The sequence below is a fragment of the Pseudomonas sp. MD330_10 genome (assembly GCF_042610415.1).
Lineage (GTDB): Bacteria > Pseudomonadota > Gammaproteobacteria > Pseudomonadales > Pseudomonadaceae > Aquipseudomonas > Aquipseudomonas rhodesiae.
In genome coordinates, this window is the sequence record NZ_JBHGZU010000001.1 from 33,182 (window position 1) to 58,032 (window position 24,851).

General features: G+C 60.3%; 25 protein-coding genes. 8 read left to right on the top strand and 17 right to left on the bottom strand.

The window, feature by feature from the left end:
* Positions 1–69: 69 nt before the first annotated feature.
* From ACFZPT_RS00155 to ACFZPT_RS00165, 3 genes are read left to right on the top strand one after another with little or no spacing between them, the layout of a single operon-like run.
* The gene (locus ACFZPT_RS00155; protein ID WP_034136349.1) at positions 70–1,077 is read left to right on the top strand and encodes a methionine ABC transporter ATP-binding protein; all 1,008 of its coding nucleotides are present in this window, start codon (positions 70–72) and stop codon (positions 1,075–1,077) included.
* Positions 1,077–1,751: a methionine ABC transporter permease gene (locus tag ACFZPT_RS00160; RefSeq protein WP_034101701.1), complete on the top strand. Its 675-nt coding sequence runs from the start codon at positions 1,077–1,079 to the stop codon at positions 1,749–1,751. The genes ACFZPT_RS00155 and ACFZPT_RS00160 overlap by 1 nt, the downstream gene beginning before the upstream one ends.
* A 51-nt stretch (positions 1,752–1,802) precedes the next feature.
* A complete protein-coding gene (locus tag ACFZPT_RS00165) occupies positions 1,803–2,576 on the top strand; it encodes a MetQ/NlpA family ABC transporter substrate-binding protein (RefSeq protein ID WP_047882318.1) in 774 nt (257 codons plus the stop codon).
* 409 nt (positions 2,577–2,985) lie between these two features.
* Here ACFZPT_RS00165 and ACFZPT_RS00170 read toward each other — a convergent pair whose 3' ends face one another.
* Genes ACFZPT_RS00170 through ACFZPT_RS00190 form a run of 5 tightly spaced genes read right to left on the bottom strand, consistent with a single transcriptional unit; the run spans position 2,986 to position 6,912 of the window.
* Positions 2,986–3,621: an SCO family protein gene (locus ACFZPT_RS00170; protein ID WP_034101699.1), complete on the bottom strand. Its 636-nt coding sequence runs from the start codon at positions 3,619–3,621 to the stop codon at positions 2,986–2,988.
* Positions 3,618–4,517, bottom strand: a complete 900-nt coding sequence (cyoE, locus tag ACFZPT_RS00175) for a heme o synthase (RefSeq protein ID WP_034111134.1) — start codon at positions 4,515–4,517, stop codon at positions 3,618–3,620. Before cyoE ends, ACFZPT_RS00170 begins: the two co-directional genes overlap by 4 nt.
* A complete protein-coding gene (locus ACFZPT_RS00180; protein ID WP_099312987.1) occupies positions 4,505–5,584 on the bottom strand; it encodes a heme A synthase in 1,080 nt (359 codons plus the stop codon). Before ACFZPT_RS00180 ends, cyoE begins: the two co-directional genes overlap by 13 nt.
* Before the next feature lie 10 nt (positions 5,585–5,594).
* Entirely contained in the window at positions 5,595–6,179 is a 585-nt protein-coding gene (locus tag ACFZPT_RS00185) for a hypothetical protein (RefSeq protein WP_034101695.1), read from the bottom strand.
* Entirely contained in the window at positions 6,145–6,912 is a 768-nt protein-coding gene (locus tag ACFZPT_RS00190; protein WP_099312986.1) for an SURF1 family protein, read from the bottom strand. Before ACFZPT_RS00190 ends, ACFZPT_RS00185 begins: the two co-directional genes overlap by 35 nt.
* A 33-nt stretch (positions 6,913–6,945) precedes the next feature.
* Here ACFZPT_RS00190 and ACFZPT_RS00195 point away from each other — a divergent pair, with 33 nt between their 5' ends.
* Entirely contained in the window at positions 6,946–7,149 is a 204-nt protein-coding gene (locus ACFZPT_RS00195) for a twin transmembrane helix small protein (protein WP_034101693.1), read from the top strand.
* A gap of 6 nt (positions 7,150–7,155) precedes the next feature.
* On the opposite strand, the gene ACFZPT_RS00200 is transcribed toward ACFZPT_RS00195, so the two are convergent.
* The 4 genes from ACFZPT_RS00200 to coxB all read right to left on the bottom strand — a co-directional run bounded on the left by ACFZPT_RS00200 (position 7,156) and on the right by coxB (position 11,496).
* Positions 7,156–8,043, bottom strand: coding sequence for a cytochrome c oxidase subunit 3 (locus ACFZPT_RS00200; RefSeq protein WP_034101692.1), 888 nt, complete (start codon positions 8,041–8,043; stop codon positions 7,156–7,158).
* Between the two features lie 35 nt (positions 8,044–8,078).
* Positions 8,079–8,630, bottom strand: a complete 552-nt coding sequence (locus ACFZPT_RS00205) for a cytochrome c oxidase assembly protein (protein WP_099312985.1) — start codon at positions 8,628–8,630, stop codon at positions 8,079–8,081.
* Positions 8,631–8,720: 90 nt separating this feature from the next.
* The gene (gene ctaD, locus ACFZPT_RS00210) at positions 8,721–10,310 is read right to left on the bottom strand and encodes a cytochrome c oxidase subunit I (protein WP_034101690.1); all 1,590 of its coding nucleotides are present in this window, start codon (positions 10,308–10,310) and stop codon (positions 8,721–8,723) included.
* Positions 10,311–10,368: 58 nt separating this feature from the next.
* Positions 10,369–11,496: a cytochrome c oxidase subunit II gene (gene coxB / locus ACFZPT_RS00215; protein WP_034101688.1), complete on the bottom strand. Its 1,128-nt coding sequence runs from the start codon at positions 11,494–11,496 to the stop codon at positions 10,369–10,371.
* Between the two features lie 368 nt (positions 11,497–11,864).
* On the opposite strand from coxB, the gene ACFZPT_RS00220 reads away from it, so the two are divergent.
* The gene (locus ACFZPT_RS00220; RefSeq protein WP_034101686.1) at positions 11,865–12,512 is read left to right on the top strand and encodes a hypothetical protein; all 648 of its coding nucleotides are present in this window, start codon (positions 11,865–11,867) and stop codon (positions 12,510–12,512) included.
* A gap of 56 nt (positions 12,513–12,568) precedes the next feature.
* Here ACFZPT_RS00220 and ACFZPT_RS00225 read toward each other — a convergent pair whose 3' ends face one another.
* The 6 genes from ACFZPT_RS00225 to ACFZPT_RS00250 all read right to left on the bottom strand — a co-directional run bounded on the left by ACFZPT_RS00225 (position 12,569) and on the right by ACFZPT_RS00250 (position 20,151).
* On the bottom strand, positions 12,569–14,116 hold the full coding sequence (locus tag ACFZPT_RS00225; RefSeq protein WP_034101685.1) for a SulP family inorganic anion transporter: 1,548 nt from the start codon (positions 14,114–14,116) through the stop codon (positions 12,569–12,571).
* 85 nt (positions 14,117–14,201) lie between these two features.
* On the bottom strand, positions 14,202–14,933 hold the full coding sequence (locus tag ACFZPT_RS00230; RefSeq protein ID WP_034101684.1) for a carbonic anhydrase: 732 nt from the start codon (positions 14,931–14,933) through the stop codon (positions 14,202–14,204).
* Positions 14,934–15,160: 227 nt separating this feature from the next.
* Positions 15,161–16,219, bottom strand: a complete 1,059-nt coding sequence (locus tag ACFZPT_RS00235) for a PA0069 family radical SAM protein (protein ID WP_099312983.1) — start codon at positions 16,217–16,219, stop codon at positions 15,161–15,163.
* A gap of 81 nt (positions 16,220–16,300) precedes the next feature.
* A complete protein-coding gene (locus ACFZPT_RS00240) occupies positions 16,301–17,599 on the bottom strand; it encodes a cytochrome c (RefSeq protein WP_099312982.1) in 1,299 nt (432 codons plus the stop codon).
* Positions 17,600–17,611: 12 nt separating this feature from the next.
* On the bottom strand, positions 17,612–19,396 hold the full coding sequence (locus ACFZPT_RS00245) for a GMC family oxidoreductase (RefSeq protein WP_034101680.1): 1,785 nt from the start codon (positions 19,394–19,396) through the stop codon (positions 17,612–17,614).
* Between the two features lie 2 nt (positions 19,397–19,398).
* Entirely contained in the window at positions 19,399–20,151 is a 753-nt protein-coding gene (locus tag ACFZPT_RS00250) for a gluconate 2-dehydrogenase subunit 3 family protein (RefSeq protein WP_040266521.1), read from the bottom strand.
* 279 nt (positions 20,152–20,430) lie between these two features.
* Between ACFZPT_RS00250 and ACFZPT_RS00255 the strand changes: the two genes are divergently transcribed.
* Positions 20,431–21,129: a dual specificity protein phosphatase family protein gene (locus ACFZPT_RS00255; RefSeq protein ID WP_099312981.1), complete on the top strand. Its 699-nt coding sequence runs from the start codon at positions 20,431–20,433 to the stop codon at positions 21,127–21,129.
* Between the two features lie 60 nt (positions 21,130–21,189).
* On the opposite strand, the gene ACFZPT_RS00260 is transcribed toward ACFZPT_RS00255, so the two are convergent.
* Positions 21,190–21,462 (bottom strand): YheV family putative zinc ribbon protein, encoded by a 273-nt coding sequence (locus ACFZPT_RS00260; RefSeq protein WP_034101676.1) that lies wholly within the window; start codon positions 21,460–21,462, stop codon positions 21,190–21,192.
* The gene (gene prlC, locus ACFZPT_RS00265; protein WP_169902272.1) at positions 21,459–23,555 is read right to left on the bottom strand and encodes an oligopeptidase A; all 2,097 of its coding nucleotides are present in this window, start codon (positions 23,553–23,555) and stop codon (positions 21,459–21,461) included. The genes ACFZPT_RS00260 and prlC overlap by 4 nt, the downstream gene beginning before the upstream one ends.
* Positions 23,556–23,609: 54 nt before the next feature.
* Here prlC and ACFZPT_RS00270 point away from each other — a divergent pair, with 54 nt between their 5' ends.
* Both ACFZPT_RS00270 and ACFZPT_RS00275 read left to right on the top strand, forming a co-directional pair.
* Positions 23,610–24,152: a gamma carbonic anhydrase family protein gene (locus ACFZPT_RS00270; protein WP_034111115.1), complete on the top strand. Its 543-nt coding sequence runs from the start codon at positions 23,610–23,612 to the stop codon at positions 24,150–24,152.
* Positions 24,149–24,808 (top strand): HAD family hydrolase, encoded by a 660-nt coding sequence (locus tag ACFZPT_RS00275; RefSeq protein ID WP_099312980.1) that lies wholly within the window; start codon positions 24,149–24,151, stop codon positions 24,806–24,808. Before ACFZPT_RS00270 ends, ACFZPT_RS00275 begins: the two co-directional genes overlap by 4 nt.
* Positions 24,809–24,851: the final 43 nt, after the last annotated feature.

Consider the following 24,851-nt stretch of genomic DNA (forward strand, 5'->3'; position numbering starts at 1 on the left):
ACGGACAGGCTAAAATGCGCGCCCGGCTAACCGCTGATCCCTTTTCATGCGCCCCACAAGGTTCGCTACGTGATCGAGTTTCAAAACGTCCATAAAACCTACCGTGTCGACGGTAGGGATATCCCCGCGCTGCATCCCACCAGCCTGCGAGTCGAGAACGGCCAGGTGTTCGGCCTGATCGGCCATTCGGGTGCAGGTAAAAGCACGCTGTTGCGCTTGATCAACCGCCTGGAAGAACCCAGCGGCGGTCAGATCACGGTCGATGGCGAAGAAGTCACCGCCCTGGACGCCAACGGCCTGCGTCGTTTCCGTCAGCAGGTCGGCATGATCTTCCAGCACTTCAACCTGCTGGCTTCCAAGACCGTCGCCGACAACGTGGCGCTGCCACTGACCCTGGCCGGCGAAATGTCGCGCAAGGCAATCGACCAACGGGTGGCAGAACTGCTCGCTCGCGTGGGCCTGTCCGACCACGCCAAGAAGTACCCCGCGCAACTCTCCGGCGGCCAAAAGCAACGCGTCGGCATCGCCCGCGCCCTGGCAACCAAGCCGAAGATCCTGCTGTGCGACGAAGCCACCAGCGCCCTCGACCCGCAGACCACCGCGTCGGTCCTGCAATTGCTGGCCGAAATCAATCGCGAGTTGAAACTGACCATCGTGCTGATCACCCATGAAATGGATGTGATCCGTCGCGTATGCGACCAAGTCGCCGTGATGGACGCCGGTGTGATCGTCGAGCAGGGGTCGGTGGCGGATGTGTTCCTGCACCCTAAGCACCCGACCACCAAGCGTTTTGTGCAGGAAGCCGACCAAATCGACGAAAGCGAACAGCGCGATGACTTCGCTCACGTGCCTGGCCGTATCGTGCGCCTGACATTCCAGGGCGAAGCGACTTACGCGCCATTGTTGGGTACCGTCGCGCGCGAGACGGGAGTGGACTACAGCATCCTTGCCGGTCGTATCGATCGCATCAAAGACATTCCCTACGGGCAACTGACTCTGGCCATCACCGGCGGTGATATGGAAGCAGCTTTCGCCCGCTTCACCGCAGCCGACGTGCATATGGAGGTCCTGCGTTAATGGACGTGTTACTGCATTACTTCGATAAGGTGGATTGGGCCGACATTTGGGTCGCCACCGGTGACACCATGCTGATGCTCAGCACTTCACTGCTGTTCACCGTGCTGGTCGGCCTGCCGCTCGGCATCCTGCTCTTCTTGTTCAGCCCACGTCAGTTGCTGGAGCAGAAAGCCACCTACGGCGTTCTGGCGTTTATCGTCAACGCTATACGCTCACTGCCGTTTATCATTCTGCTGATTGTGATGATTCCTACAACGATCTTTATCACCGGCACATCCCTGGGAGTGGCCGGCGCTATTCCGCCGTTGGTGGTAGGCGCCTCGACGTTCTTCGCGCGGCTGGTGGAAACGGCTCTGCGCGAAGTGGATCGCGGCATCATCGAAGCTACGCAAGCCATGGGTGCCACTACTCGGCAGATCATCGTCAAGGCACTTTTGCCCGAGGCGAAGCCTGGCATCATTGCCGCAATCACCGTGACCGCCATTGCACTGGTGGGCTATACCGCCATGGCCGGCGTGGTCGGTGCCGGCGGGTTGGGCGACCTGGCGATCCGCTATGGATACCAGCGTTTCCAGGACGACGTCATGGTCGTCACCGTCATCATGTTGATTGTGCTGGTGCAGATTCTGCAAACCATCGGCGACAAGCTGGTGACACACTATTCTCGAAAATAACGGCCATTGCCGGCCAACTGCCGGCAGATGCCCGAACAAGGAGCTTGCTGGATGAAAAAACTACTGGTTGCTTTCGCCGCCGTTGCCGCGTTTTCCGCTCACGCGGCCGAGACCCTCACCGTCGCGGCCTCGCCGGTGCCCCACGCGGAAATCCTCGAATTCGTGAAGCCGGCCCTGGCTAAAGAAGGCGTGGACCTCGAGGTCAAGGTGTTCACCGATTACGTGCAGCCCAACGTACAAGTGGCCGAGAAGCGCCTGGACGCCAACTTCTTCCAGCACCAACCGTACCTCGATGAGTTCAACAAGACCAAGGGCACTCACTTGGTAAGCGTGGGCGGGGTACACCTGGAGCCCCTGGGTGCTTACTCCAGCAAGTACAAAAAAATGGACGAGCTGCCAAGCGGCGCCAACGTCGTGATCCCTAACGACGCCACCAACGGCGGCCGCGCCCTGCTGCTTCTGGCCAACAACGGCCTGATCACCCTGAAGGACCCAACCAACATCCTGTCGACCATCAAAGACATTACCGCCAACCCGAAAAACCTGAAGTTCCGCGAACTGGAAGCCGCCACCCTGCCACGCGTATTGACCCAGGTCGACCTGGCGCTGATCAACACCAACTACGCCCTGGAAGCCAAGCTGGACCCTGCCAAGGACGCCCTGTTGATCGAAGGCAGCGACTCGCCGTATGTGAACATCCTAGTCACCCGCGAAGACAACAAGGACGCGGACGCCGTGAAGAAACTGATCGCCGCGCTGCATACCCCTGAGGTGAAGCAATTCATCGAAGAAAAATACAAAGGTGCGATCAAGCCGGCTTTCTGATCCTGAAGAAACAAACTGATCCCCAGTCCACTGGCGATCGACAATTTGGGAGGGGGCTTGCTCCCGATAGCAGTGCTTCAGTCGGCATCTACATCGACTGACACCTGCTATCGGGGGCAAGCCCCCTCCCACATTAGGTTTGTGCAAGACTCGAATGTGCTAATCGACGACCAACCGTGGTTCAGTGCCTCTGACATCGGCCACCCGATGGGCTTGCATCTCAATTCAGCTTTACGGCGTGAACTCGATCCCAATCAACAGCAGACGCTGGCCCCGACCCCTCAGGCAACACAAAGCAAATGTGGGAGGGGGCTTGCCCCCGATGGCAATGCTTCAGTCGACATCTACATCGACTGACACTCTGCTATCGGCCAAGCAAGCCCCCCCCCCACATTTTTTGTGTCGGCTACTACTGACGCTGTAACAACCCTGGTAATTGCGCCACCAGCTTCTGGTTGTTCAACGGCGCGCGGATAAAACCACGTTGCGTTCCGTCCGGGCCGATCAGCGCGAGGTTACCGCTGTGATCGACGGTGTAGTTCGGCTTGCTGGTATCGGCCGGGATGAACGGGATACTCACGGCGTTCGAGACCTTCTGCACCTCAGCCACATTTGCGCCGGTCAAACCCTGGAATTGCGGATCGAAATAGCCCAGGTACTGCTTGAGCTGGGTCGGAGTGTCGCGGTTGGGGTCGACACTCACCAGGATCACCTGAAGCTTATCCACAACGTCCTTGGGCAGTTCGCTCTTGATCTGGCGCAGTTGAGCAAGGGTGGTAGGGCAAATGTCCGGGCAGAAGGTGTAGCCGAAGAACAGCAAGCTCCACTTACCCTTCAATTCATTGATCACCACCGGCTGGCCGTCCTGATTGGTCATGGTCACCGGCGGCAGCGCGCGGCTTTGCGGCAGCAGGATGATGCCGGCGTCGATCAGCGCGGTGGGGTCGCCCTGGCCTTTGCCGTTGAGCACTTTGTTAACGGTCAGGCCCATGATCAACGCGACGATGGCCACCAGGATAAAGACGGTTTTTTGAGTTCGAGTCATAGGTTCAACAGTAAGTAGTGGTCTACGAGCAGCGCGATAAACAGTAGGAACAGGTACCAGATAGAGTACTTGAAGGTGTTGATCGCCGCGTGCGGCCGACCGCCACGGTACAACACCCAGGCCCATTGCAGAAAGCGCGCACCCAAGACCAGCGCGCAACCCAGGTAGAGCGGGCCGCTCATGTGGATCACGTAGGGCATCAGGCTCACTGCCAGTAGGGCGAAGGTATAAAGCAGAATATGCACCTTGGTGTAATGCTCGCCGTGGGTTACCGGCAGCATCGGAATATCGGCCTTGGCGTACTCCTCTTTGCGGTGAATGGCCAAAGCCCAGAAGTGTGGCGGGGTCCAGGCGAAGATAATCAGCACCAGCAGCAGCGGTTCGGCGCTGACATGCCCAGTGACGGCAACCCAGCCCAGTAGTGGTGGCGCCGCTCCGGCCAAACCGCCGATAACGATATTCTGCGGCGTAGCGCGCTTGAGAAACCCGGTATAGATCACCGCATACCCCAACAACGATGCCAAGGTCAGCCATGCCGCCAGCGGATTGGTGAACGCCAGCAGCAGCGTCAGCCCAGCCACTGACAACACCAACGCAAAGGCCAGGGCGGCCACAGGCTGCACGCGCCCCTGGGCCAACGGGCGCTTATGGGTGCGAGCCATCACAGCGTCGATCCGCCGGTCCACCACGTGGTTGATCGCCGCCGCGCCGCCTGCACACAGAGCGATCCCCAGATTGCCGAAAATCAGCACCGTCCACGGCACGCCAGCGCGGGTCGCGAGAAACATACCGACCAGGGAAGTGATCAACATCAGCACCACCACTTTCGGCTTGGTCAGCTCCAGATAGTCGCGCCAGAGCGCCTGGTCGTGCCGCGCGCCGGTCAAGGTCGCCATGGCATTTCTCCTTTAAGGGTGGTCAGGCCCGATATCTGTTTGCGCGGGATAAAGCGCCAGCCGAACGGCCGCTGACTGCGCACCCGTACCAGGCTGGTACGCGCGTGGTAATTGACCAGCACCAGCGTCAGCAACAACCCGGCGCCACCGGCGTTATGGGCCACGGCCACCGGCAGCGGCAGATGGAAATACACATTGCTCAAGCCCAGGCCGATTTGCGCGGCCAAGGCAATCAGCAACAGGCCCGCCAGTCGCGTCATGCCCACCGCGCGCAGTTGCCAGGCCAAACCGAGCAGGGCCAAGGTGACGATGACCGCGCCCAAGCGGTGGGTCAGGTGAATCGCCGTACGCGCCTCGCTGTCGAGCTGCCCGCCCAGGTAGTTCGGGCCGATATGTTGGGTCAGGTGAAAACCGTTGGCAAAGTCCGCCGCCGGCCACCATTGACCGTGGCAGGTGGGCAGGTCGATACAGGCCACGGCCGCATAGTTGGAACTTACCCAGCCGCCCAGCGCGATCTGGCCGATCACCAGCACCAGCCCGGCCGTGGCCCAATACTGCAGGCGCTTCGGCACGATCAACGCCGGTAACACTCCCGACAAACGCAGGGTCAGCAAAAACAGCAGGCTCAGGGTGGCAAAGCCGCCCAGCAAGTGCCCGGTGACCACTTGCGGCCACAGCTTCAATGTCACCGTCCACATACCAAACGCCGCCTGGGCGAATACCACGGCGAGCAGAAACAGCGGCAACTTCACCGGCTGACCGGGATCGCGCCGATGGCTCCAGCACCGCGCCGCCAACACGCCGATCAGCAGCCCCAAGGTGCCGGCGAAGTAGCGATGGATCATCTCGCTCCAGCCTTTGTCGGCCTCCACCGGCGTGTTGGGAAAATGCAATTCGGCATGGGCCAGTTGGGCTTCACTGTTGGGCACCCCAATAAAACCGTAGCAACCGGGCCAATCCGGGCAGCCGAGACCGGCGTGGGTCAGGCGGGTATAGGCACCCAGCAGCACGACGATCAGCGCCAGCAGGGTGGCAAACAACGCGAGGCGAAATCCAGGTTTGGCCATGACGATGCCCTTATCCGATGTTGGACAGTTTCAACAGATGACGCAGGTCGTTGAGCAGATCCTTGCCCTTGACCGTGGCGTCATAGCGCAGCACCAGGTTGCCGTGGGGATCGACGATCCAAAGCTGCGCGTCACCCGGCGCGGCGGCGTTTTTGCCGAAGGTCGACAGGTCCAGCGCGTAGCGTTGCAACTGGGGGTATTCGGCCTTGAGCTTGGCGTCATAGTCAGTGCTCAAAGGTTGCGCGCTGGCCAGGGCATGACTGGCGCGCGAAGCATCGCGGCCCAGGCCAATCTGCAGTTGCCGCGCCAGGTACACCAGTTGCTGGCAGTCGGCGGCGCAGGCCGTGGGTGCCGTAACCAGCAGTTGCCAGCGCTGCTCGTCGGCCTGCACGCCGATGTCGGCGCGGGTCTGACCATCACCAATCAGCTCGCCGTGATAGCTGCGACTATCGGGCACCCAGAACTGCAGCTTGTACATGAGTGTGGCCAACACCATCGGGCCGATGACCATCAGCAGAATCAGGATCAACTGCCAGCGGCCTTTGCGACGGTCGGGCAGCTCAGACATGTTGGGTGGATTCATGGCCGCTCTCATGGGGCTTCTCCTTTTTTGTGTGGTGCCATCCGAGATAGAGATAAAGCGCCAGCAACGCCAAGACCATGGCGAACCACTGCACGGCATACGCCAGATGTTTTTCCGGGCCCATGGCCACGACCGGCCAGCGGGTTTCGTACGTGCCCGGGCCGGGTTCGGCGCGCAACTCGTAGGCATACCCGCTGCGACCCAGCTCGGCCCACAACGCGGAGGGGTGCAGCGCGGTGAGCAAGCTCGGCCAATTGGACGCCACCGGGTCGGCCTGCAATTGGAAGGTTTCGCCCGGCGCCACGTACACCCAGGCGTCGAGATTCACCGGTTGTTCAGGGGTGGTGAAGGCCGGCGGGGTGCGCCGGTCCGGCCAGGGCAGCCAGCCGCGATTGAGCAACAGCCACAGACCGCTGGCCTGGTCATGGAAGGGTTGCAGCAGCTCGACACCAGCCTTGCCATCGCGCATGCGGTTGTCGAGCAGTACGCTGTGCTCGGCATCGAACTGCCCGCGCAGGTGAACCCGACGAAACGCAGGGTTTGCGAGCGCCGCGAGCTGGTCACCATGGATCGGTTCGGCCGCACGGCGCTCGGCATAGCTGTCCACCAGCACCTGCTTTTCCTGGCCGCGAGACAGCTGCCAGCATCCCAGCCCCACCATCAGCGGCAGCAGCACAAGCACTACCACCGTCGGCGCAATACCGGGACGAAAGCGCTGCCAGGCACTGGCTATACTGGATCTCATCGCCCCTCCCCTCGAAAGCCCAGGAGCCGCACCATGCTCAAAGCAGCTATTGCCCTGATGCTGATCGCGACCGTCGTGAGCCTGTTCAGTGGCTTGTTCTTTCTGGTCAAGGACGAGGGCCACTCCAACCGCCTCGTCACTGCCCTGACCGTGCGCGTAGTGCTGGCCGTGATCACCCTCGGCTTGATTACCTGGGGATTTTTCAGCGGCCAGTTGGTGTCGCACGCGCCGTGGTGAAACGCCCTACAGCACGTAAACGAAGAAAAACAGGCCGATCCACACCACATCCACAAAGTGCCAATACCAACTGGCCGCTTCGAAGCCGAACTGGTGCTCGGCATTGAAATGCCCGCGCAGGATGCGCATCAGCATCACAAACAGAATGATCGTGCCGATGGTCACGTGGGCGCCGTGAAAACCGGTGAGCATAAAGAAGGTCGCGCCGTACACGCCCGAGCCCAAGGTCAGACCCAGCTCTTTATAGGCGTGGATGTATTCCTCGGCCTGGAACCCCAGGAACGCCAAGCCCAGCAGCACGGTGATCGCCAGCCAGAGTTTCAGAGCACCGCGATGGCCTTTACGCAGGGCATGGTGGGCAATGGTGATGGTCACGCTGGAACTGACCAGCAGGATCGTATTGACCAACGGCAAGCCCCACGGGCTGATAGTGCCCTCCGGCGCTGGATAGAGTTTCGGGTCCGGGTTGTTGAGCAACGGCCAGGCAAACTCGAAGTTCGGCCACAGCATGTGCGCAATGCCCTTAGGGCCTTCGCCCGCCAACGCCGGACCGGACACATGCCGCACATAGAACAGCGCACCGAAGAACGCGATAAAGAACATCACTTCGGAAAAGATGAACCAACTCATGCCCCAGCGGAACGAGCGGTCCATCTGCGAACTGTACAAACCGGCGCGACTTTCCTTGATCACCGCGCCGAACCAGCCGAACAGCATGTAGGCCAACAGCAGGCCACCGACGAAAAAGATCCACGGCCCGTGGGATTCCGGGCGCGCGGCCTTGAGATCGTTAAACCACAGGCCCAGGCCGTACACGGTGATCAACAGGCCGAACGTGGCAATTATTGGCCATTTGCTTTGCGCTGGTACGTAGTACGTATCATGAGTCGACATGTATTCGCTCTCCTGATTGAGCGGGCAAACAGTAGCTAGCCGCCGCTATGGGCAGCCACGGGCGGTTGGCGCGCAGTGATATCGAACAGCGTGTACGCCAGGGTCAAATGCTTTACATCCTTGGGCATGTCGCGATCGACAATGAAACGCACGGGCATTTCGATGCGCTCGCCAGGCTGTAGCACTTGCTGGGTGAAGCAAAAACACTCGGTTTTGTGGAAATACACCGCCGCTTCGGCCGGGGAAATGCTCGGAATGGCCTGGGCGGTCATTGGCTTATTGCTGGGGTTATAGGCCACGAACAGCATCTCGTTTACCGCCCCAGGGTTAACCACCAGTTCATCGGCCTTGGAGCGAAACTCCCAGACCATGTCGATGGCATTGGTGGCCAGAAACTGCACGCGCACCTGGCGCGACGGGTCCACTACCTGCGAGCCCTCGTACTGCCCAGCGGTCTTGCCGTTGATGCCAAATGCCTTGCACATCACGTCGTAGATGGGCACCAGGGCGAACCCGAAGGCGAACATCGCCACCACCAGGATCAACAGCCGCGTGACCAGCCGCCTGACGGGCACGGAGTCAGCCATGACGCCCACCTGCTGCGTCGCAAACCAGGGTGATGTCGGCTGACATACCGTCATCGGGAGCAAGCCCCCTCCCACAGGGGATCGGCGTATTCATTTGACCTCCGGCGGCGTGGTGAAGGTGTGGTACGGCGCCGGCGATGGAATGCTCCATTCCAGGCCTTCGGCGCCATCCCACGGCTTGGCCGGCGCGGGCGGGCCGCCACGGATGCACTTGATCACGATAAACAGGAAGAAGATCTGCGTAGCGCCGAACATAAAGGCGCCAATCGAAGACACCATGTTGAAGTCAGCGAACTGCAGGTTGTAGTCCGGCACCCGCCGCGGCATGCCCGCCAGGCCCACGAAGTGCATCGGGAAGAACGCCATGTTCATGCCCACGAAAGACAGCCAGAAGTGCAGCTTGCCCAGGGTTTCGTCGTACATATGGCCGGTCCATTTCGGCAGCCAGTAGTACGCCGAGGCGAAGATGCCGAAGATCGCGCCGGGCACCAGTACGTAATGGAAGTGCGCCACCACGAAGTAGGTGTCGTGGTACTGGAAGTCCGCCGGCGCAATCGCCAGCATCAGGCCAGAGAAGCCGCCGATGGTGAACAGAATCACAAAGGCCACGGCAAACAGCATCGGCGTCTCGAAGGTCAGCGAGCCTTGCCACATGGTGCTGACCCAGTTGAACACCTTCACCCCCGTGGGCACGGCGATCAGCAACGTGGCGTACATAAAGAACAACTCGCCCACCAGCGGAATGCCCACCACGAACATGTGGTGCGCCCACACGATAAACGACAGAAACGCGATGCTCGCCGTGGCGTAGACCATCGAGGTGTAACCGAACAATGGCTTGCGCGAGAAGGTCGGGATGATCGAGCTGACGGCGCCGAAGGCCGGCAGGATCATGATGTACACCTCAGGGTGGCCGAAGAACCAAAACACATGCTGGAACAGCACCGGATCACCGCCACCGGCGGCACTGAAGAAGCTGGTACCGAAGTGGATATCCATCAGCATCATGGTCACGCAGCCGGCCAGCACCGGCATGACCGCGATCAGCAGGAACGCGGTGATCAACCAGGTCCACACGAACAGCGGCATCTTCATCAATGTCATGCCGGGCGCACGCAGGTTGAGGATGGTGGCGACCACGTTGATCGCACCCATGATCGAACTGATGCCCATCAGGTGAATGGCGAAGATGAAGAACGTCACGCTTTCCGGCGCATAGGTCGTGGAGAGCGGCGCGTAGAAGGTCCAGCCGAAATTCGGCCCACCGCCTGGCGTGAACAAAGTCGACACCAACAACAGGAACGCCGCCGGCAACAGCCAGAAACTGAAGTTATTCATGCGCGGCAGGGCCATGTCGGGGGCACCGATCATTAGCGGGATCATCCAGTTGGCCAGGCCGACAAATGCCGGCATCACCGCGCCGAACACCATGATCAGGCCGTGCATGGTGGTCATCTGGTTGAAGAACGCGGGTTCCACAATTTGCAAACCCGGTTGGAATAACTCGGCGCGAATCACCATGGCGAAGGAGCCGCCCAACAAGAACATGGTGAAGGCAAACCACAGATACATCGTGCCGATGTCTTTGTGGTTGGTGGTCAGCACCCAGCGCATCAAACCTTTGGCGGGGCCGTGGGCATGGTCACTGGCGTGGCCATGGTCATCGATCACAGCGCTCATGGCCGTTCTCCTGCAAACGAAGGGGCGGGGCGGTTCAGGGCATTTGCAATGAAAGGAGTCATTTGCTTTCCGCCTGCTTGATGGCCAACACGTCTTTAGGCGTGACCATGTCGCCTTTGTTGTTGCCCCAGGCGTTGCGCTCGTAAGTCACTACGGCGGCGATATCCACTTCCGAGAGCTGCTTGCCGAACGCGGCCATCGCGGTTCCCGGCTTACCGTGATACACGATGCTCAGGTGATCGGCCGCAGGCCCCGTAGCGATCTTCGAGCCCTTGAGCGCCGGGAACATCGGCGGCAGGCCCTGGCCCTCGGCCTGGTGGCAGGCCACACAGGTGGTGTGATAGACCTTGTCGCCACGAGCCACCAGCTCGTCGAGGGTCCACTCTTTGGATGTCAGCTCCTTAAGCTTGGCGGCTTCGGCCTTGCGCTCGCCCAGCCAGGTGTCGTAGTCGGCCTTGGACTTGACCTCCACCACGATGGGCATGAAACCGTGGTCCTTGCCGCACAGCTCGGCGCATTGGCCACGGTAGAGGCCGGGCTTCTCGACACGGGTCCAGGCTTCGTTGACGAACCCCGGAATGGCATCGCGCTTGACCGCGAAGGCCGGCACCCACCAGGAATGGATCACGTCGGCGGCCGTCACCAGAAAGCGCACCTTGGCGCCCACCGGCAGCACCAGCGGCTGGTCGACTTCCAGCAGATAATGCTCGCCCTTGGTAGCCTGGTTACGGATCTGTTCGGCGGGTGTGGCCAGGTTGCTGAAGAACTCCACATCCTGGCCCAGGTATTTGTAGTGCCACTTCCACTGATAGCCGGTGACCTGGATATCGATATCCGATTCACTGCTGTCGTAGATATTGATCAGGGTCTTGGTGGCCGGGATGGCCATCGCGATCAGGATCAGCAGGGGCACGACAGTCCAGAGGATTTCCACGGTGGTGCTCTCGTGGAACTTGGCGGCGACCTGCCCGGTGGAGCGGCGGTGGACCATCATCGACCAGAACATGGCGCCGAACACGACGATGCCGATCACCACACAGATCCAGAAAATGGTCATATGCAGGTCGAACACAGCGTGACTGACTTCTGTCGCCCCTGGCGCCATATTCGTGGTCCAAGCGGCGTGCGCCTGGCCGAATACCGACCACAACAGGAGGCCCATCCAAACGTGTGGATGTCGCATCATTGCGGGTTCCCCTTATCGTTCTTGTTATCCCGCCGGTTTGCACCTGCGTCGAAGGGAGCGGCTTCCATACTGCTTACAACCGCTTAGCCTTGCCTGCTTATGCAGTCTGGCGTCATCAGCTAATCGCGTACAAATCCGAGTATAGACAGGGTCTGCAACCCCGCAATGTGTAGGGGCAAATGAGCCGAAAAGGCTGGGTGGAAACCCAATGGAAGCGGGGGGCGGAATCGATTTTCCGACGAACGATGGCTATCCGATATAACGCCTGCGTATAACCGTGAAATAATTATGACAAATGCATCTGAGGCTCTCGTATAAACGAGCTACCTTATGCTCTTTCTTCTTATGCCTGCACTACTGGAGCGTTCATGAACACCGCCGCATTGCGCGAGCAGATTTCCCGTGCCCATCAACACGAGACCGAAACGGGCCAGCTGGGTTGCCAGCTGGAAAAACAATTGCCGCACCTGCATTCGGCCATTTCCCTGGCTGACGGTGATCACGTCGCCATCATGACCCGCTTTGTCACTGCCTACATCGACCTCGTGCCGGACCTGCTGGATGCGGCCAACGAGGTGGCGCGCGAGGCCGGTATCGAAAGTCAGATCAAACCCGTCCTGAAGATCGCCGAGCATTTTTTCCTGCAACCGCCCGCTTTGCTGCAAGGCCACGAAGGGCTCGACGGTCTGCTGGATGAAGCGTACCTGGCCCATCGTCTGGTGGAAGAGGTCAACGACTTGTATATCAAGCACTTTGGCCAGCCATTGATTCCGGTGGATATCACCGTCGCCAACGTGATCGCCCATCAGTTGATCGGCGAGGCATTCGCCAACCAGCTGGATGAAGCCGTACACCACGCCGTGGATGAAATGCTCAACGAGGACAGCTTTGCGCTGGAGTCTGTGGAGACCTATCGCGAGCAGCTCAAAAGCCCGGAAACGGAAGCCGCGTGGAAGCGCTGGCCGTGCCTGTCGCGCCAGTTGGGTGTTGAGCTGGAGCTGGATCAGCCGGCTTGAATTTTCAATCTAATGCGGGAGGGTGGTAACCCTCTCCCGCATTTGATCCGGCTCCGTCAGCCGATAGAGGGTGCCGAGCCGATCCCCGTCGTCGTCCTGATTCGGCCTTCGAGCCTGCGCTTCAACCCCCGCGCCTCAATCACCAACTTCGACCCTTTGGCCGCATTTGCCCGGCCCCATTCTTCCAGCAACTCCAGGCAGGAATGGTCGATGTAGCTCAGGTTGTTAAGCGGCACATGCACCGTGGTGCCGGTAGGCACAGTCGACAGCACCTGAGTCAGCGCCGGTACTTTGAGAAACGTCGCCGCGCCAATCAACCGCAGTTCCATCTCACCGTCCTGAGGCAGATCGATCAGGCTGACTTTCAAGCGCGACGCTTTGAACGCCAGCTTGACCAGGGTCAGCCCGAAGCCCACCAGCACACCCGTCAGCAAGTCAGTGAAGATGATTGCCAGCGCTGTGGCGGCATAGGTGAACATCGGCATCCGTCCGTAGCGCCCCAGCGCCTTGAACGCCTTGACGTCCACCAGCTTGATCCCGGTGTACACCAGCACACCCGCCAGGCTTGCGACCGGAATGCTTTGCAGCACACTCGACAGCAGCAGCACAAAACCCAACAGCCACACGCCGTGGAACATCGCTGACAGCCGCGTGGTAGCGCCTGCTTGGACGTTGGCCGAACTGCGCACAATCACACCGGTCATCGGCAGGGCGCCCACCAGACCACACAGCATGTTGCCTACACCTTGGGCAGATAATTCCTTATCAAAATCGGAACGTTGACCACTGTGCATGCGATCCACAGCCGCCGCGGAGAGCAGGGTTTCGGCGCTGGCAATGAAAGCAACGGCGAACGCGGCGATCAGCAGTTGGGGGTCAGCCAGGTTGAGCAGGTCGCTGGGGCGCAGCCAGTCGATGGCATCGGCGAGGTTCTCCGGCACCTCCACCCGCTTGACCTGCAGCGCCAGCACCAGGCTGGTGACCGTCGCCAGGCCAACACCGAGCAAGGCTCCCGGCACGAATCGTAGTGACTGCGGGCGCAGTTTGTCCCACAGGTACATCACCAGCATGGTGGACAAACCAAGCAGTCCCGCTTGCCAGCCGAGGCCACCGCCAAGGGTGGGGATCGCCTCGGCCAGCGCGGCCGGGAAGCCCGCCAGGTTATCCAGCCCTGAAGGCTTGGGCGCGGCGTCGAGCATCACATGGACCTGCGACAGCACAATCAGCACGCCAATCCCCGCCAGCATGCCGTAGACCACCGCCGGTGCGGTCACACGAAACCAGCAGCCCAGGCGCAATCGTCCGGCCACCAGTTGCAGGAAACCCGCCAGCAGCAGGATAGGCCCGAGCATCAGCATGCCGTGCTGGCGCACCAACTCGAACACCAGCACTGCCAAACCCGCCGCCGGACCGCTGACTTGCAACGGCGACCCCGCCAGCCAGCCCACCACCAGGCCACCGATGATGCCGGTGATCAGGCCCTTGGCCGGCGGCATGCCGGACGCAATGGCGATGCCCATGCACAGGGGCAGGGCGACCAGAAACACAACCACCGAAGCGAGCAGCTCCCGTGGCAGTACAGCTTTCAATTGAGCAGCACGCATGATGGCTCTCCCGAGGCATTCGCCGGGCGCGGTAAAGCCTGGCTGCGTCCATGGCAGCCACCGCTTTACCCGGCAGGGAAGTGTTTTAGAAGCGCGCTTTAGGCGTCGCGCAAGGGATAGGTCCGGAACCGCTCAACGGTCGGAACGCTGATTGCTCCGCGTCGTACGCGCGAATTTCACTGGTCTCGATGTTGTAAATCCAGCCGTGGATAAACAATTGACCGTTGGCCATGCGCGAAGCCACCGAAGGGTGGGTGCGCAAATGCTGCAACTGGGCGATGACGTTTTCTTCGGTCAGCACCTTCATGCTCTCGCCTTCATTGGCGCAGTCGCAGTTGTCATGAACCATGGCCTTGGCGACCTCGGCGTGCCGCAGCCAGGCCCTGACCGTGGGCATTTTCTCCAAGCTGTCGGGGTTGAGCACCGCGCGCATGGCGCCGCAATCGGAATGCCCGCAGACGATGATGTGCTGTACACCCAGGGCAAGCACCGCGTACTCGATCGCAGTGGAAACACCGCCGTTCATCTGCCCGTAAGGGGGCACCACATTACCGACGTTACGGGTAACGAACAGGTCGCCGGGCGAGCTTTGGGTGATTAATTCAGGGACGATGCGCGAGTCTGCGCAGGTGATGAACATCGCTCTTGGGCTCTGGGCCGTGGCGAGTTTCTTGAAGAGTTCTTCCTGCTGAGGGAAGACGTCGTGATGGAAATGCAAAAAACCGTCAACGATATGTTGCAACGCTGCATCGGCGGATTCTGCCACCTGAGGGGCTGATGCCGACGCAGCCAACGGCTGTTTATCCTTGTCACTCATGATTCATCCTCTTAATTAATGCAGGGGAGTTTTCAGGTCAGTTCGACGCCTGGCTAGTGGAATAGTTGTAAACCACCACGGACTCCAGAGCCGACTCATCAGTCACTCGCTGAACAAGGTAACCATCGAAACTTAACTCAAACTGAATGAACCGCTCTAGAACGCGGGTTTCAGTGATGTCAAAACGCGACTATTCCTACAGGAATGGTGCATTCTTCCCAGCCAGTCTACAACAATGCCAATTGTCGGCCAGGTGGACAGAACGCCTCGCAATCCAGATTGAAGCCTTCCCGACGATCCAGCCCCAAACGCTTGATCGCTTTGCTGAAGCGCTGGGCCAGTAGATCGGCAAACGGCCCTTCGCCGCGCATGCGCACGCCGAAACGGCTGTCATACACCTCTCCGCCGCGCACCTGGCGCACCAGGCTCATCACATGGGCCGCGCGCTGCGGATAATGCGCCGCCAGCCATTCTTCGAACAGCGGCGCCACCTCCAACGGCAAGCGCAGCATCATGTAGGCCGCGCTCTGGGCACCGGCGGCATGGGCTTCGCTCAGCAGGCTTTCCAGCTCGCTGTCGTTGATCATCGGGATCATCGGCGAACACAGCACGCCCACCTGGACCCCCGCCTCACGCATCACCCGAATCGCTCGCAGACGCGCCTTGGGCGCCGCCGTGCGTGGCTCCAGGATGCGCTTGAGCTCATCGTCCAGGCTGGTGAGGCTGATCATCACCGCCACCAGACGCTGGCGCGCCAACTCGGTGAGCAAGTCCAGATCGCGCAGGATCAGCGAGCCCTTGGTGATGATAGTCACCGGGTGCCGGTATCGCAGCAGCACTTCCAAGATTTGTCGGGTGATGCGGTGCTCGCGCTCGATGGGTTGGTAGGGATCGGTGTTGGAACCGAGGTTGATCGGCGCACACACATAGCCCGGTTTCGACAGCTGCTGCTCCAGCACCTGGGCGGCATTGTGCTTGGCGATCAGACGGGTTTCGAAATCCAGCCCCGGGGACATGTCCCAATAGGCATGGCTGGGCCGCGCGTAGCAGTAAATACAGCCATGCTCGCAGCCACGATAAGGGTTGATCGAGCGGTCGAACGGCAGGTCTGGTGAGTTGTTGCGCGTGATGATGGTCTTGGCCGTCTCGATACGCACTTCGGTGCCCTGGGTCGGCGGTACTTCCTGATGCCAACCGTCATCCTCGACCACGCTGACCGTGGGCGCAAAGCGGTTGTGCAGGTTGGTGGCCGTGCCCCGGCCCCGGGGTGGCAGCGCAGTCGACATAAGAACGCCTCGATACTGTTTTTATATACAGTACCGAGGCGCAGGGTGTCTGACCAGTGCCGTTTGGCGGTCAATGCAAGATCAGTGCTTTTTCGTCACTTGCCCCAGATCATCGCCGGAGGTGGTGCGCATGTCGTCTTTGCGCAGGTCCGCCACGTCGCTGGCCTTGACTGGCCCACCTTGGTTGCCCCAACTGCCCCGGATAAAGCTCACCACATCCGCCACTTCCTGGTCCGACAGACGCCAGGCGAACGCCGGCATGGTGAAGGTGGACGGTGCCGCGTGGGTGGCCGGTAATGTGCCGCCGTTCAACACGATGTTGATCAGCGACGTCGCATCCGCCGTCTGCAACACCGGGTTGCCCGCCAGCGCCGGGAACACCCGTGTATAACCATGCCCGTCGGTACGGTGGCAGGCCGCGCAGTTGTCGATATACACCGACGCACCCCGCTGGCTGTCGTCGCCTTTCCACAGGGCTTGCGCCACCTGCTTGTCGTACTGGTGCGGCTGATCCTTGGGATCCACCGCCGGTAGACTCTTGAGGTACCGGGCGATAGCGGTCAGGTCGTCTTGCGACAGGTATTGCATGCTGTGCACGACCACATCGCTCATGCCGCCAAACACCGCGCTGCGGTCACTGCGACCGGTCTTGAGGAATTGCACCAGTTGCTCTTCGCTCCAGCTGCCGAGCCCGTCCTTGTGGTCGCCGCGCAGGCTTTTGGCGATCCAACCTTCCAACGGCGCACTGCCGGACAGAAACGCGCTGCCGTCCTGAGCACTCAGGGCTTTTTCCTGCATGGTCAGGGCGCGCGGCGTATGGCATGCGCCACAGTGGCCAAGGCCCTCCACCAGATAGGCGCCGCGACTGATCACCGGGTCGGAGCCCGCTACGGCCTTATAATCCTCAACGGCCGGCGCAAACATCCAGCGCCACGCCGTCAACGGCCAGCGCATGCTCAAGGGCCAGGGAATATCGCTGTCCTTGTTCGCTTGGGCGACCGGTTCGACGCCTTTCATGAAATACGCGTACAACGCCTGCATATCGCTTTCGCTGACACGAGCGTAAGACGGGTAGGGCATGGCTGGGTAAAGCGTACTACCGCTTTTGGCGACGCCATGGCGCACGGCCTTGTCGAAGTCCTCGAAGCTGTAATCACCCAGGCCGGTCTTGTCCGGGGTGATGTTGGTGGAATAGATCACACCAATGGGGGTTTCCATCGGCAGGCCACCGGCAAAGGGTTTGCCGCCCTTGGCGGTGTGGCAGGCCACGCAGTCACCGGCGCGGGCCAGGTACTCGCCTTGCTTGATCAGGTCGGTTTCAGCGGCGCTGATCGAGCAACTGCTGAGCAGCGCCAAGGTCGCGATAACAAATGCTTTCATGGTCATCGCTCCTTATGCCTGAACCAGCGGGCCGGGGTTTTTCAGGTACTGCTCGCGGATCGCTCGGGCCGACCAGTAGGTCAGCGCCGCCACCAGGCCGGTAGGGTTGTAACCCAAGCCTTGTGGGAAAGCGGATGCGCCCGGGACAAACACGTTGTGCACATCCCAGGACTGCAGGTAGCGGTTGACCGCGCTGGTTTTCGGGTCGGTGCCCATGATCGCGCCACCGTTGAGGTGGGTGGTCTGGTAGGACGCGGTATTGAAGTGCTCACCGACCTTCTTGCCCAGCAGAGCGATCGCCTTGGGGTTCATGGCCTGCGCCACCTTGCCCATTTTCTCGACCATGAAGCGGTTCATTTTGATGTCGTTTTCCTGCCAGTCGAATGTCATCCGCAGCAGTGGCAGGCCGTAGGCATCGCGGTATACCGGGTCCAGATCCAGGTAGTTGCCCCGGTAGGATTGATGAGCGCCGTGGGCGTCCATTGACACCTGATGGGTGTAGTAATCGGCGGTGGCGCGCTTCCACGCACTGCCCCAGGCGGGGGTGCCCGGCGGGTTGGACGTACCTGCGATCGGCCGGCTGCCGGCCTGGTTGACCCACATCGGCGAACCGCCCACAAAGCCGTGGGGGCCGTGGTCGAAGTTGTCGGCGTTGAAGTCATCAATGGCCACGCCGTTGCCGCCGGCACCGATGAAATTGTTGGTGTGGGTGTCCTTGTCAAAGAACGCTTTGATGGTGGCCATGTTCTGGTAAGCGAAGTTCTTGCCGACCACGCCTTCGCCGCTGATCGGGTCGTAGGGCTTGCCGATACCCGATAACAGCATCAAACGCACGTTATGGAACTGGAACGCACCGAGGATTACCAGGTCCGCCGGCTGCTCGCACTCGCGGCCCTGGCCGTCGATGTAGGTCACGCCGGTGGCCTTGCGCTTGGTGCTGTCGAGGTTGACCTTGAGTACGTGAGAATTGGGCCGCAGTTCGAAATTCGGCACCTGCCGCAGGGCCGGCAGGATGTTCACGTTCGGCGACGCCTTGGAGTACATGTAGCACACGTAGCCACTGCAGAAACCGCAGAAGTTGCACGGCCCCATTTGCGCACCGTAGGGGTTGGTATAAGGCCCCGAGGTGTTGGCCGACGGCAGGTTGTAGGGCTTGTAACCCACCTCCGTAGCGGCTTTCTGAAACAGCTGTGCAGAGACGGTATTTTTCTGCGCTTGCAGGGGGAACGGGTTGGAGCGGTCCGGCGCATAAGGGTTGCCGCCGCGCCCTTCGCCCACCAATTGACCTTTGACGGTCCAGGCCTGGCCGGAGGTGCCGAAGACTTTTTCCGCATAGTCGAAGAACGGCTCCAGCTCTTCATAGCTGACGCCGAAGTCCTGGATGGTCATGTCCTTGGGTATGAAGTGCTTGCCGTAGCGCTCTTCGTAGTGGCTGCGCATGCGCAGCTCAATAGGGTCGACGCGAAAATGCACGCCCGACCAGTGCAAGCCCGCACCGCCCACGCCATTACCGGGCAAGAATGCACCGAGCTGCCGATTGGGCAAGGCTACGTCATTCACACTATGGCGAATGGTTACGGTCTCTTTGGAAATATCCTGGAAGAGCTTTTTACGCACGCTGTAGGTCAGTTCGTCGATGACCTGGGGATAGTTGCCGTCGGGGTAGGTGTCCTGCATCGGGCCGCGCTCCAGCGCAACCACGTTCAGGCCCGCTTCCGTCAGTTCCTTGGCCATGATCGCGCCGGTCCAGCCAAAGCCTACGATCACTGCATCGACTTTCTTCATGATGGTCGCCACGCTTATGCCCTCTCGCCGCGGATGGAAACTGCCGGGAAGGGGTATTGCTCGTTGCGTTCCACCCAATCCATAAAGTCGGCGCGCGCGCCGGGGAAACCGATCAGTGTCCAGCCGACCATGCCTTTATTGCCCCCGTGAATCGGGTCGCAGAAAAACCCTTCTTTGGTGTTCTGCAGTAACAGGTTGAAGAACATCTTCGCCGGCACCGCCTCGAAATGGGCCGACACCTCGCCGCCGCCAGCTTCAAGGCGACGCAGCATATCGTCCTGGGTAGCGCTGTCTTGAGCGGCAAAGGCTTTGCCATTGAATGCCTTCGACCAGGCATCGGTCGCGGCAATGCCCAGGCGATAGATCTCTTTGGGCACCAACTTGCTCTGCCAGCCCATCTCTGGGGCGGCATCGGCGTTGAATGGCCCCTGCATGTACCACAACGCCCCACTGGCATAGGGCGTGTTCATCTGACGGTCGATGTACTCCGGCGCACCCGCTTCAAGGGCACCAGGGCCTTGGGCATCGGCAGGGATCAAGCGCGCGACGGCAGCCTGGATAAACGCCCATTCCTCAGCCGTGAAGTAGCTGGGTTCGTAGGCTTTTTCGCTAACCGCTGGCTTGGCCGCGCTGGCCTGTGCCGGCTCAGGCGCGGCCATCAGCATCGAACCACCCAGGCCGGTACTGGCAACCGTGACCACCGGGATCAAGGTCAAGGATTTGCGTAAAAACTCACGCCGGGGGTTGTCTTGATCTTGATCAGACATGGAGCACCTCATCATGTGGTCACGGATTGAACAGCCGCTTCTGGCGAGCGGCTTGAGCGTCTACAGGGCAATTGGATCCAACTGTTTCAGAGAGATAGAACACAGCTGACATGAATAGTTACGAATGATAGCAGGCTAAGCATCGAGGAAAATCGATTCAGCTGAAAATCACCGGCCACAAAGCCCGCCAAATCACGCTTCTTTGACGACCGACTCACACGGCATTGACCCGACGTCACGCAATCTGAAAGCCATTAGCTCCTTTCGGTTACGTCGACCATGTTGAAACACGGCTTATTTGCGGCTCTCTGCCTCACGCTCGTCAGCCTGTTCGCCACTACCCCCGTGCAGGCCGATGAGATCATCACTTCCGTGCGCTCACCCGAATGGGCGCAACCGATTGATACCCACTACAACTTGCACCAGATGACCCCCACGTTGTACCGCAGTGGCTTACCGGATAGCGGCGCGCTGCCATTGTTGGAAAAGCTGAAGATCGGCACGGTGATCAATTTCCTACCGGAATCCGATGCCACTTGGCTTAAAACAGCCGATATCAAGCAAGTGCAACTGACTTATCGCACCAATCACGTTGATGATTCGGACGTACTGGCGGCGCTACGCGCCATTCAGCAAGCAGAGAGCAACGGCCCAGTGCTGATGCACTGCAAGCATGGTTCGGACCGTACGGGCTTGATGGCAGCGATGTACCGGGTAGTAATTCAAGGGTGGAGCAAAGAAGACGCGCTGAACGAAATGACCCTGGGTGGATTTGGCAACAGTAATGGTTTCAAGGACGGCGTTCGCTACATGATGCGGGCCGATGTCGGCAAATTGCGCACAGCCTTGGCAAACGGAGATTGCAGCACTAGCGCGTTTGCACTGTGTTCGATGAAGGATTGGATCTCCACCTCAAACAAGGAGGGAGCAGATGCAGTAGGGGCGGACGTGATCAAAACAATGCAGCCACGTGAATGACCGCATTGTCTTGAGGCTCTTTGCGAGCCCCCAGCTCCTAAATGATTGCGTGAGGTTTCTTCAGTCTTTTTTCAGCTTTGGGTTCGGAAAGAACTGCACCGCCTGCACCTTCGGATCCGGCACTTTCAGCGCCGAGGTATTGACCCGCGTACCCAGTTCCTTGGGCACCGACAAGCCTTGGTCATTGAGCGTGTCGGTATAGCCGCAGGCCACGCATTCGCGATGGGGCACGTTGTCCTCCGTCCACATTTTCAGCTTGTCCGGCTCGCTGCACGCCGGGCACACAGCCCCGGCGATAAATTGCTTTTTGGTGATTACAGGTCCTTGGCTCATGCTGCTTCCTCGCTCAAGCCGCTGTGACGCAAGAGAGCGTCAATGGAAGGCTCGCGGCCGCGGAAATCGACGAACAGCACCATCGGTGCCTGGGAACCGCCACGCGCCAGGATCGCATCACGGAACGCACGGCCGGTTTCAGCATTGAGCACGCCCTCTTCTTCGAACTTGGAGAAGGCATCCGCCGATAGCACTTCGGCCCATTTGTAGCTGTAGTACCCCGCCGCGTAACCACCGGCGAAGATGTGCGCAAAGCTGTTGGGGAACCGGTTGTAGGCCGGCGGGCGCATGACCGAAACCTCGTCGCGTACTCCTTCAAGCACCTGCGCCACGCTGCGACCATCGCCATGAGTGGCATGCAGTTCGAAGTCGAACAGCGAGAACTCCAGCTGCCGCACCATCATCAGGCCGGATTGGAAGTTCTTCGCCGCAAGCATTTTTTCCAGCAGGTCCTGGGGCAGCGGCTCGCCGGTTTCATAGTGGCCGGAGATCAGCGCCAGACCCTCGGGCTCCCAGCACCAGTTCTCCATGAACTGGCTCGGCAACTCCACCGCATCCCACGCCACACCGTTGATCCCGGAGACACCAGCGTGGTCGACACGGGTCAGCAGGTGGTGCAGGCCGTGACCGAATTCGTGGAACAACGTGGTGACTTCATCGTGGGTCAGCAGAGCAGGCTTGCCGCTGTCGGCCGGGGCGAAGTTGCACACCAGGTTGGCCACCGGGCTTTGCAGCACGCCATCGATGGTGCGACGACGGTCGCGCGCGCCGTCCATCCAGGCGCCGCCGCGCTTGTTGGCGCGGGCGTACAGGTCGAAAAAGAAGCGTCCGACGTGCTGGCCGTTTTCCTTGATTTCGAACAGGCGAACGTCCGGGTGCCAGGTGTCGAAACCCTTTTGCTCGGCGATCTCAATGCCATACAAGCGCTGCACGATGGCGAACAGGCCGCTCAGCACTTTGTCGATCGGGAAGTAGGCGCGCAGGGCTTCCTGGGACACGCTGTAGCGCTGCTCGCGCAGTTTTTCGCCGTAGTAACCGCTGTCCCAGCTCTGCAAATCGGCACAGCCCTGTTCGGCGGCGTAGGCCCTGAGCTGCTCCAGGTCCTGAGCGGCAAACGGCTTACTGCGCTTGGCCAGGTCACGTAGGAAGCTCAGCACTTGGTCGCTGGACTCGGCCATTTTGGTGGCCAGGCTCAGTTCGGAGAACGAGGCGTAGCCCAGCAGGCTGGCCAGTTCCTGACGCAGGTCGAGGATCTGTTCCATCACCGGGCCGTTATCGTTCTGACCGGCATTCGGGCCTTGGTCCGACGCACGGGTGCAGTAGGCTGCGTAGATTTCCTCACGCAGGGCGCGGTCCTGGGCGTAGGTCATCACCGCGTAGTAGCTAGGGAATTCCAGGGTGATCAGCCAACCTTCGAGGCCCACGGCCTGTGCGGCGGCGGCCATCTGCGCCTTGGCCGAGTCAGTCAGGCCGGCGAGGATAGCTTCATCGGTGACGTGCTTGGTCCAGGCCTGGGTGGCGTCGAGCAGTTGGTTGGAAAACTTGCTGCCCAGCTCGGAGAGTTTGCTTTGCACTTCGGCATAACGTTTCTGCTGCTCGGGCGGTAAATCGATACCCGACAGGCGGAAGTCGCGCAGGGAGTGTTCGAGGATGGTTTTTTGCGCCACATCGAAGCCAGCGGCTTCCGGGCTATTGGCCAAGGCTTCGAAGGCCTGGAACAACTCGCGGTTCTGGCCCATTTCGGTGGAATAAGCACTCAGTGCCGGCAGGCACGCCTCGTAGGCTTCACGCAATTCAGCGCTGTTACACACGGCGTTGAGGTGGCTCACCGGGCTCCAGGCCGCGCCCAGGCGATCATTGAGTTCATCCATGGCCAGGACCAAGCCGGCCCATGTCGGATTTTTCCCCTGGCTTTGCAGGATGCCTTCGATGGCAACGCGGCTGTCGGCGAGGATCTGTTCAATGGCCGGCTGAACGTGCTCGGCACGGATCGCCGAGAACGGCGGCAGGTCGTAGGGCTGCAGAAGAGGGTTGTTCGCGCTCACGGTGGGTACCTTGGCTGGAGAAACATGTAAGAACAAAGATGGGGCCATCTTAATTACAATCAATGCCCACCGCAGCTATCAGCAAAAGAGAGAGAAGCTATCGTGACCCTTCGCACCTATCAGAACCACACGCCAACCCTGGGCGTCGGGGCGTTTGTCGATATTTCGGCGGTGGTGATCGGCGATGTCGAAATCGGCCCCGACAGCTCCGTATGGCCGCTGACCGTGATTCGCGGCGACATGCACCGCATCCGTATCGGCGCGCGCACCAGCATCCAAGATGGCTGCGTGCTGCACATCACCCACGCCGGGCCCTTCAACCCCGACGGTTTCCCGCTGCTGATCGGCGACGATGTGACCATCGCCCACAAGGTCATGCTGCATGGTTGCACGGTGGGCAGCCGTATCCTGATCGGCATGGGCAGCATCGTGATGGACGGCGCAGTGGTGGAGGATGACGTGATCATCGGCGCCGGCAGCCTGGTGCCGCCGGGCAAGACGCTGGAAAGCGGTTTTTTGTATGTGGGCAGCCCGGTGAAACAAATCCGTGCGCTGACTGACAAGGAACGCGCCTTTTTCACCTACAGCGCGGCGAACTACGTGAAGCTCAAAGACCTGCACCTGGCGGAAGGATTCGACCGATGACCCTGCATTACTCCACCGTGCTGTTCGATCTGGACGGCACCCTCACCGACCCGCGCGAAGGCATCACCCGCTCGATCCAGTACGCCCTCGCCAAGTTGGGCATTGATGAACCAGACCTGACCCGCCTGGAACACTTCATTGGCCCGCCGTTGCTGCAAGCCTTTATGCAGTTCTATGACTTCGATGAAGCCAAGGCCTGGGACGCGGTGAATTTCTATCGCGAGCGCTTCAAGGTCACCGGGTTGTACGAAAACCGCGTATTCGACGGGGTGATGCCGTTGCTGGAGGCACTCAACAACCAAGGCCGCCAGCTGTACATCGCCACCTCCAAGCCGTGGGAATTTGCCCGGGAAATTGCGCGGCATTTCGACTTTGCCAAGCACTTCAAGGTGATTTACGGCAGCGAGCTGGACGGTACCCGCACAAATAAGGTCGAGCTGATTGCCCACCTGATCAAAGAAGAGGGCCTGGACCCGGCCAACACCCTGATGATCGGCGATCGCAAGCACGACCTGATCGGCGCCCGTAGCAATGGGCTGGATTCGGCGGCGGTGGGGTATGGATTTGGCAGCTTTGAAGAATTGAATGCCGAAGCGCCGACCTGGCATTTCGAGACATTGGCCGCGATGCACGGGGCGTTTTTGCAGCGGCCTTAAAAATCGTCACCGGGGGCAAGCTGTGCAGCGTAAAAAGGTGGGA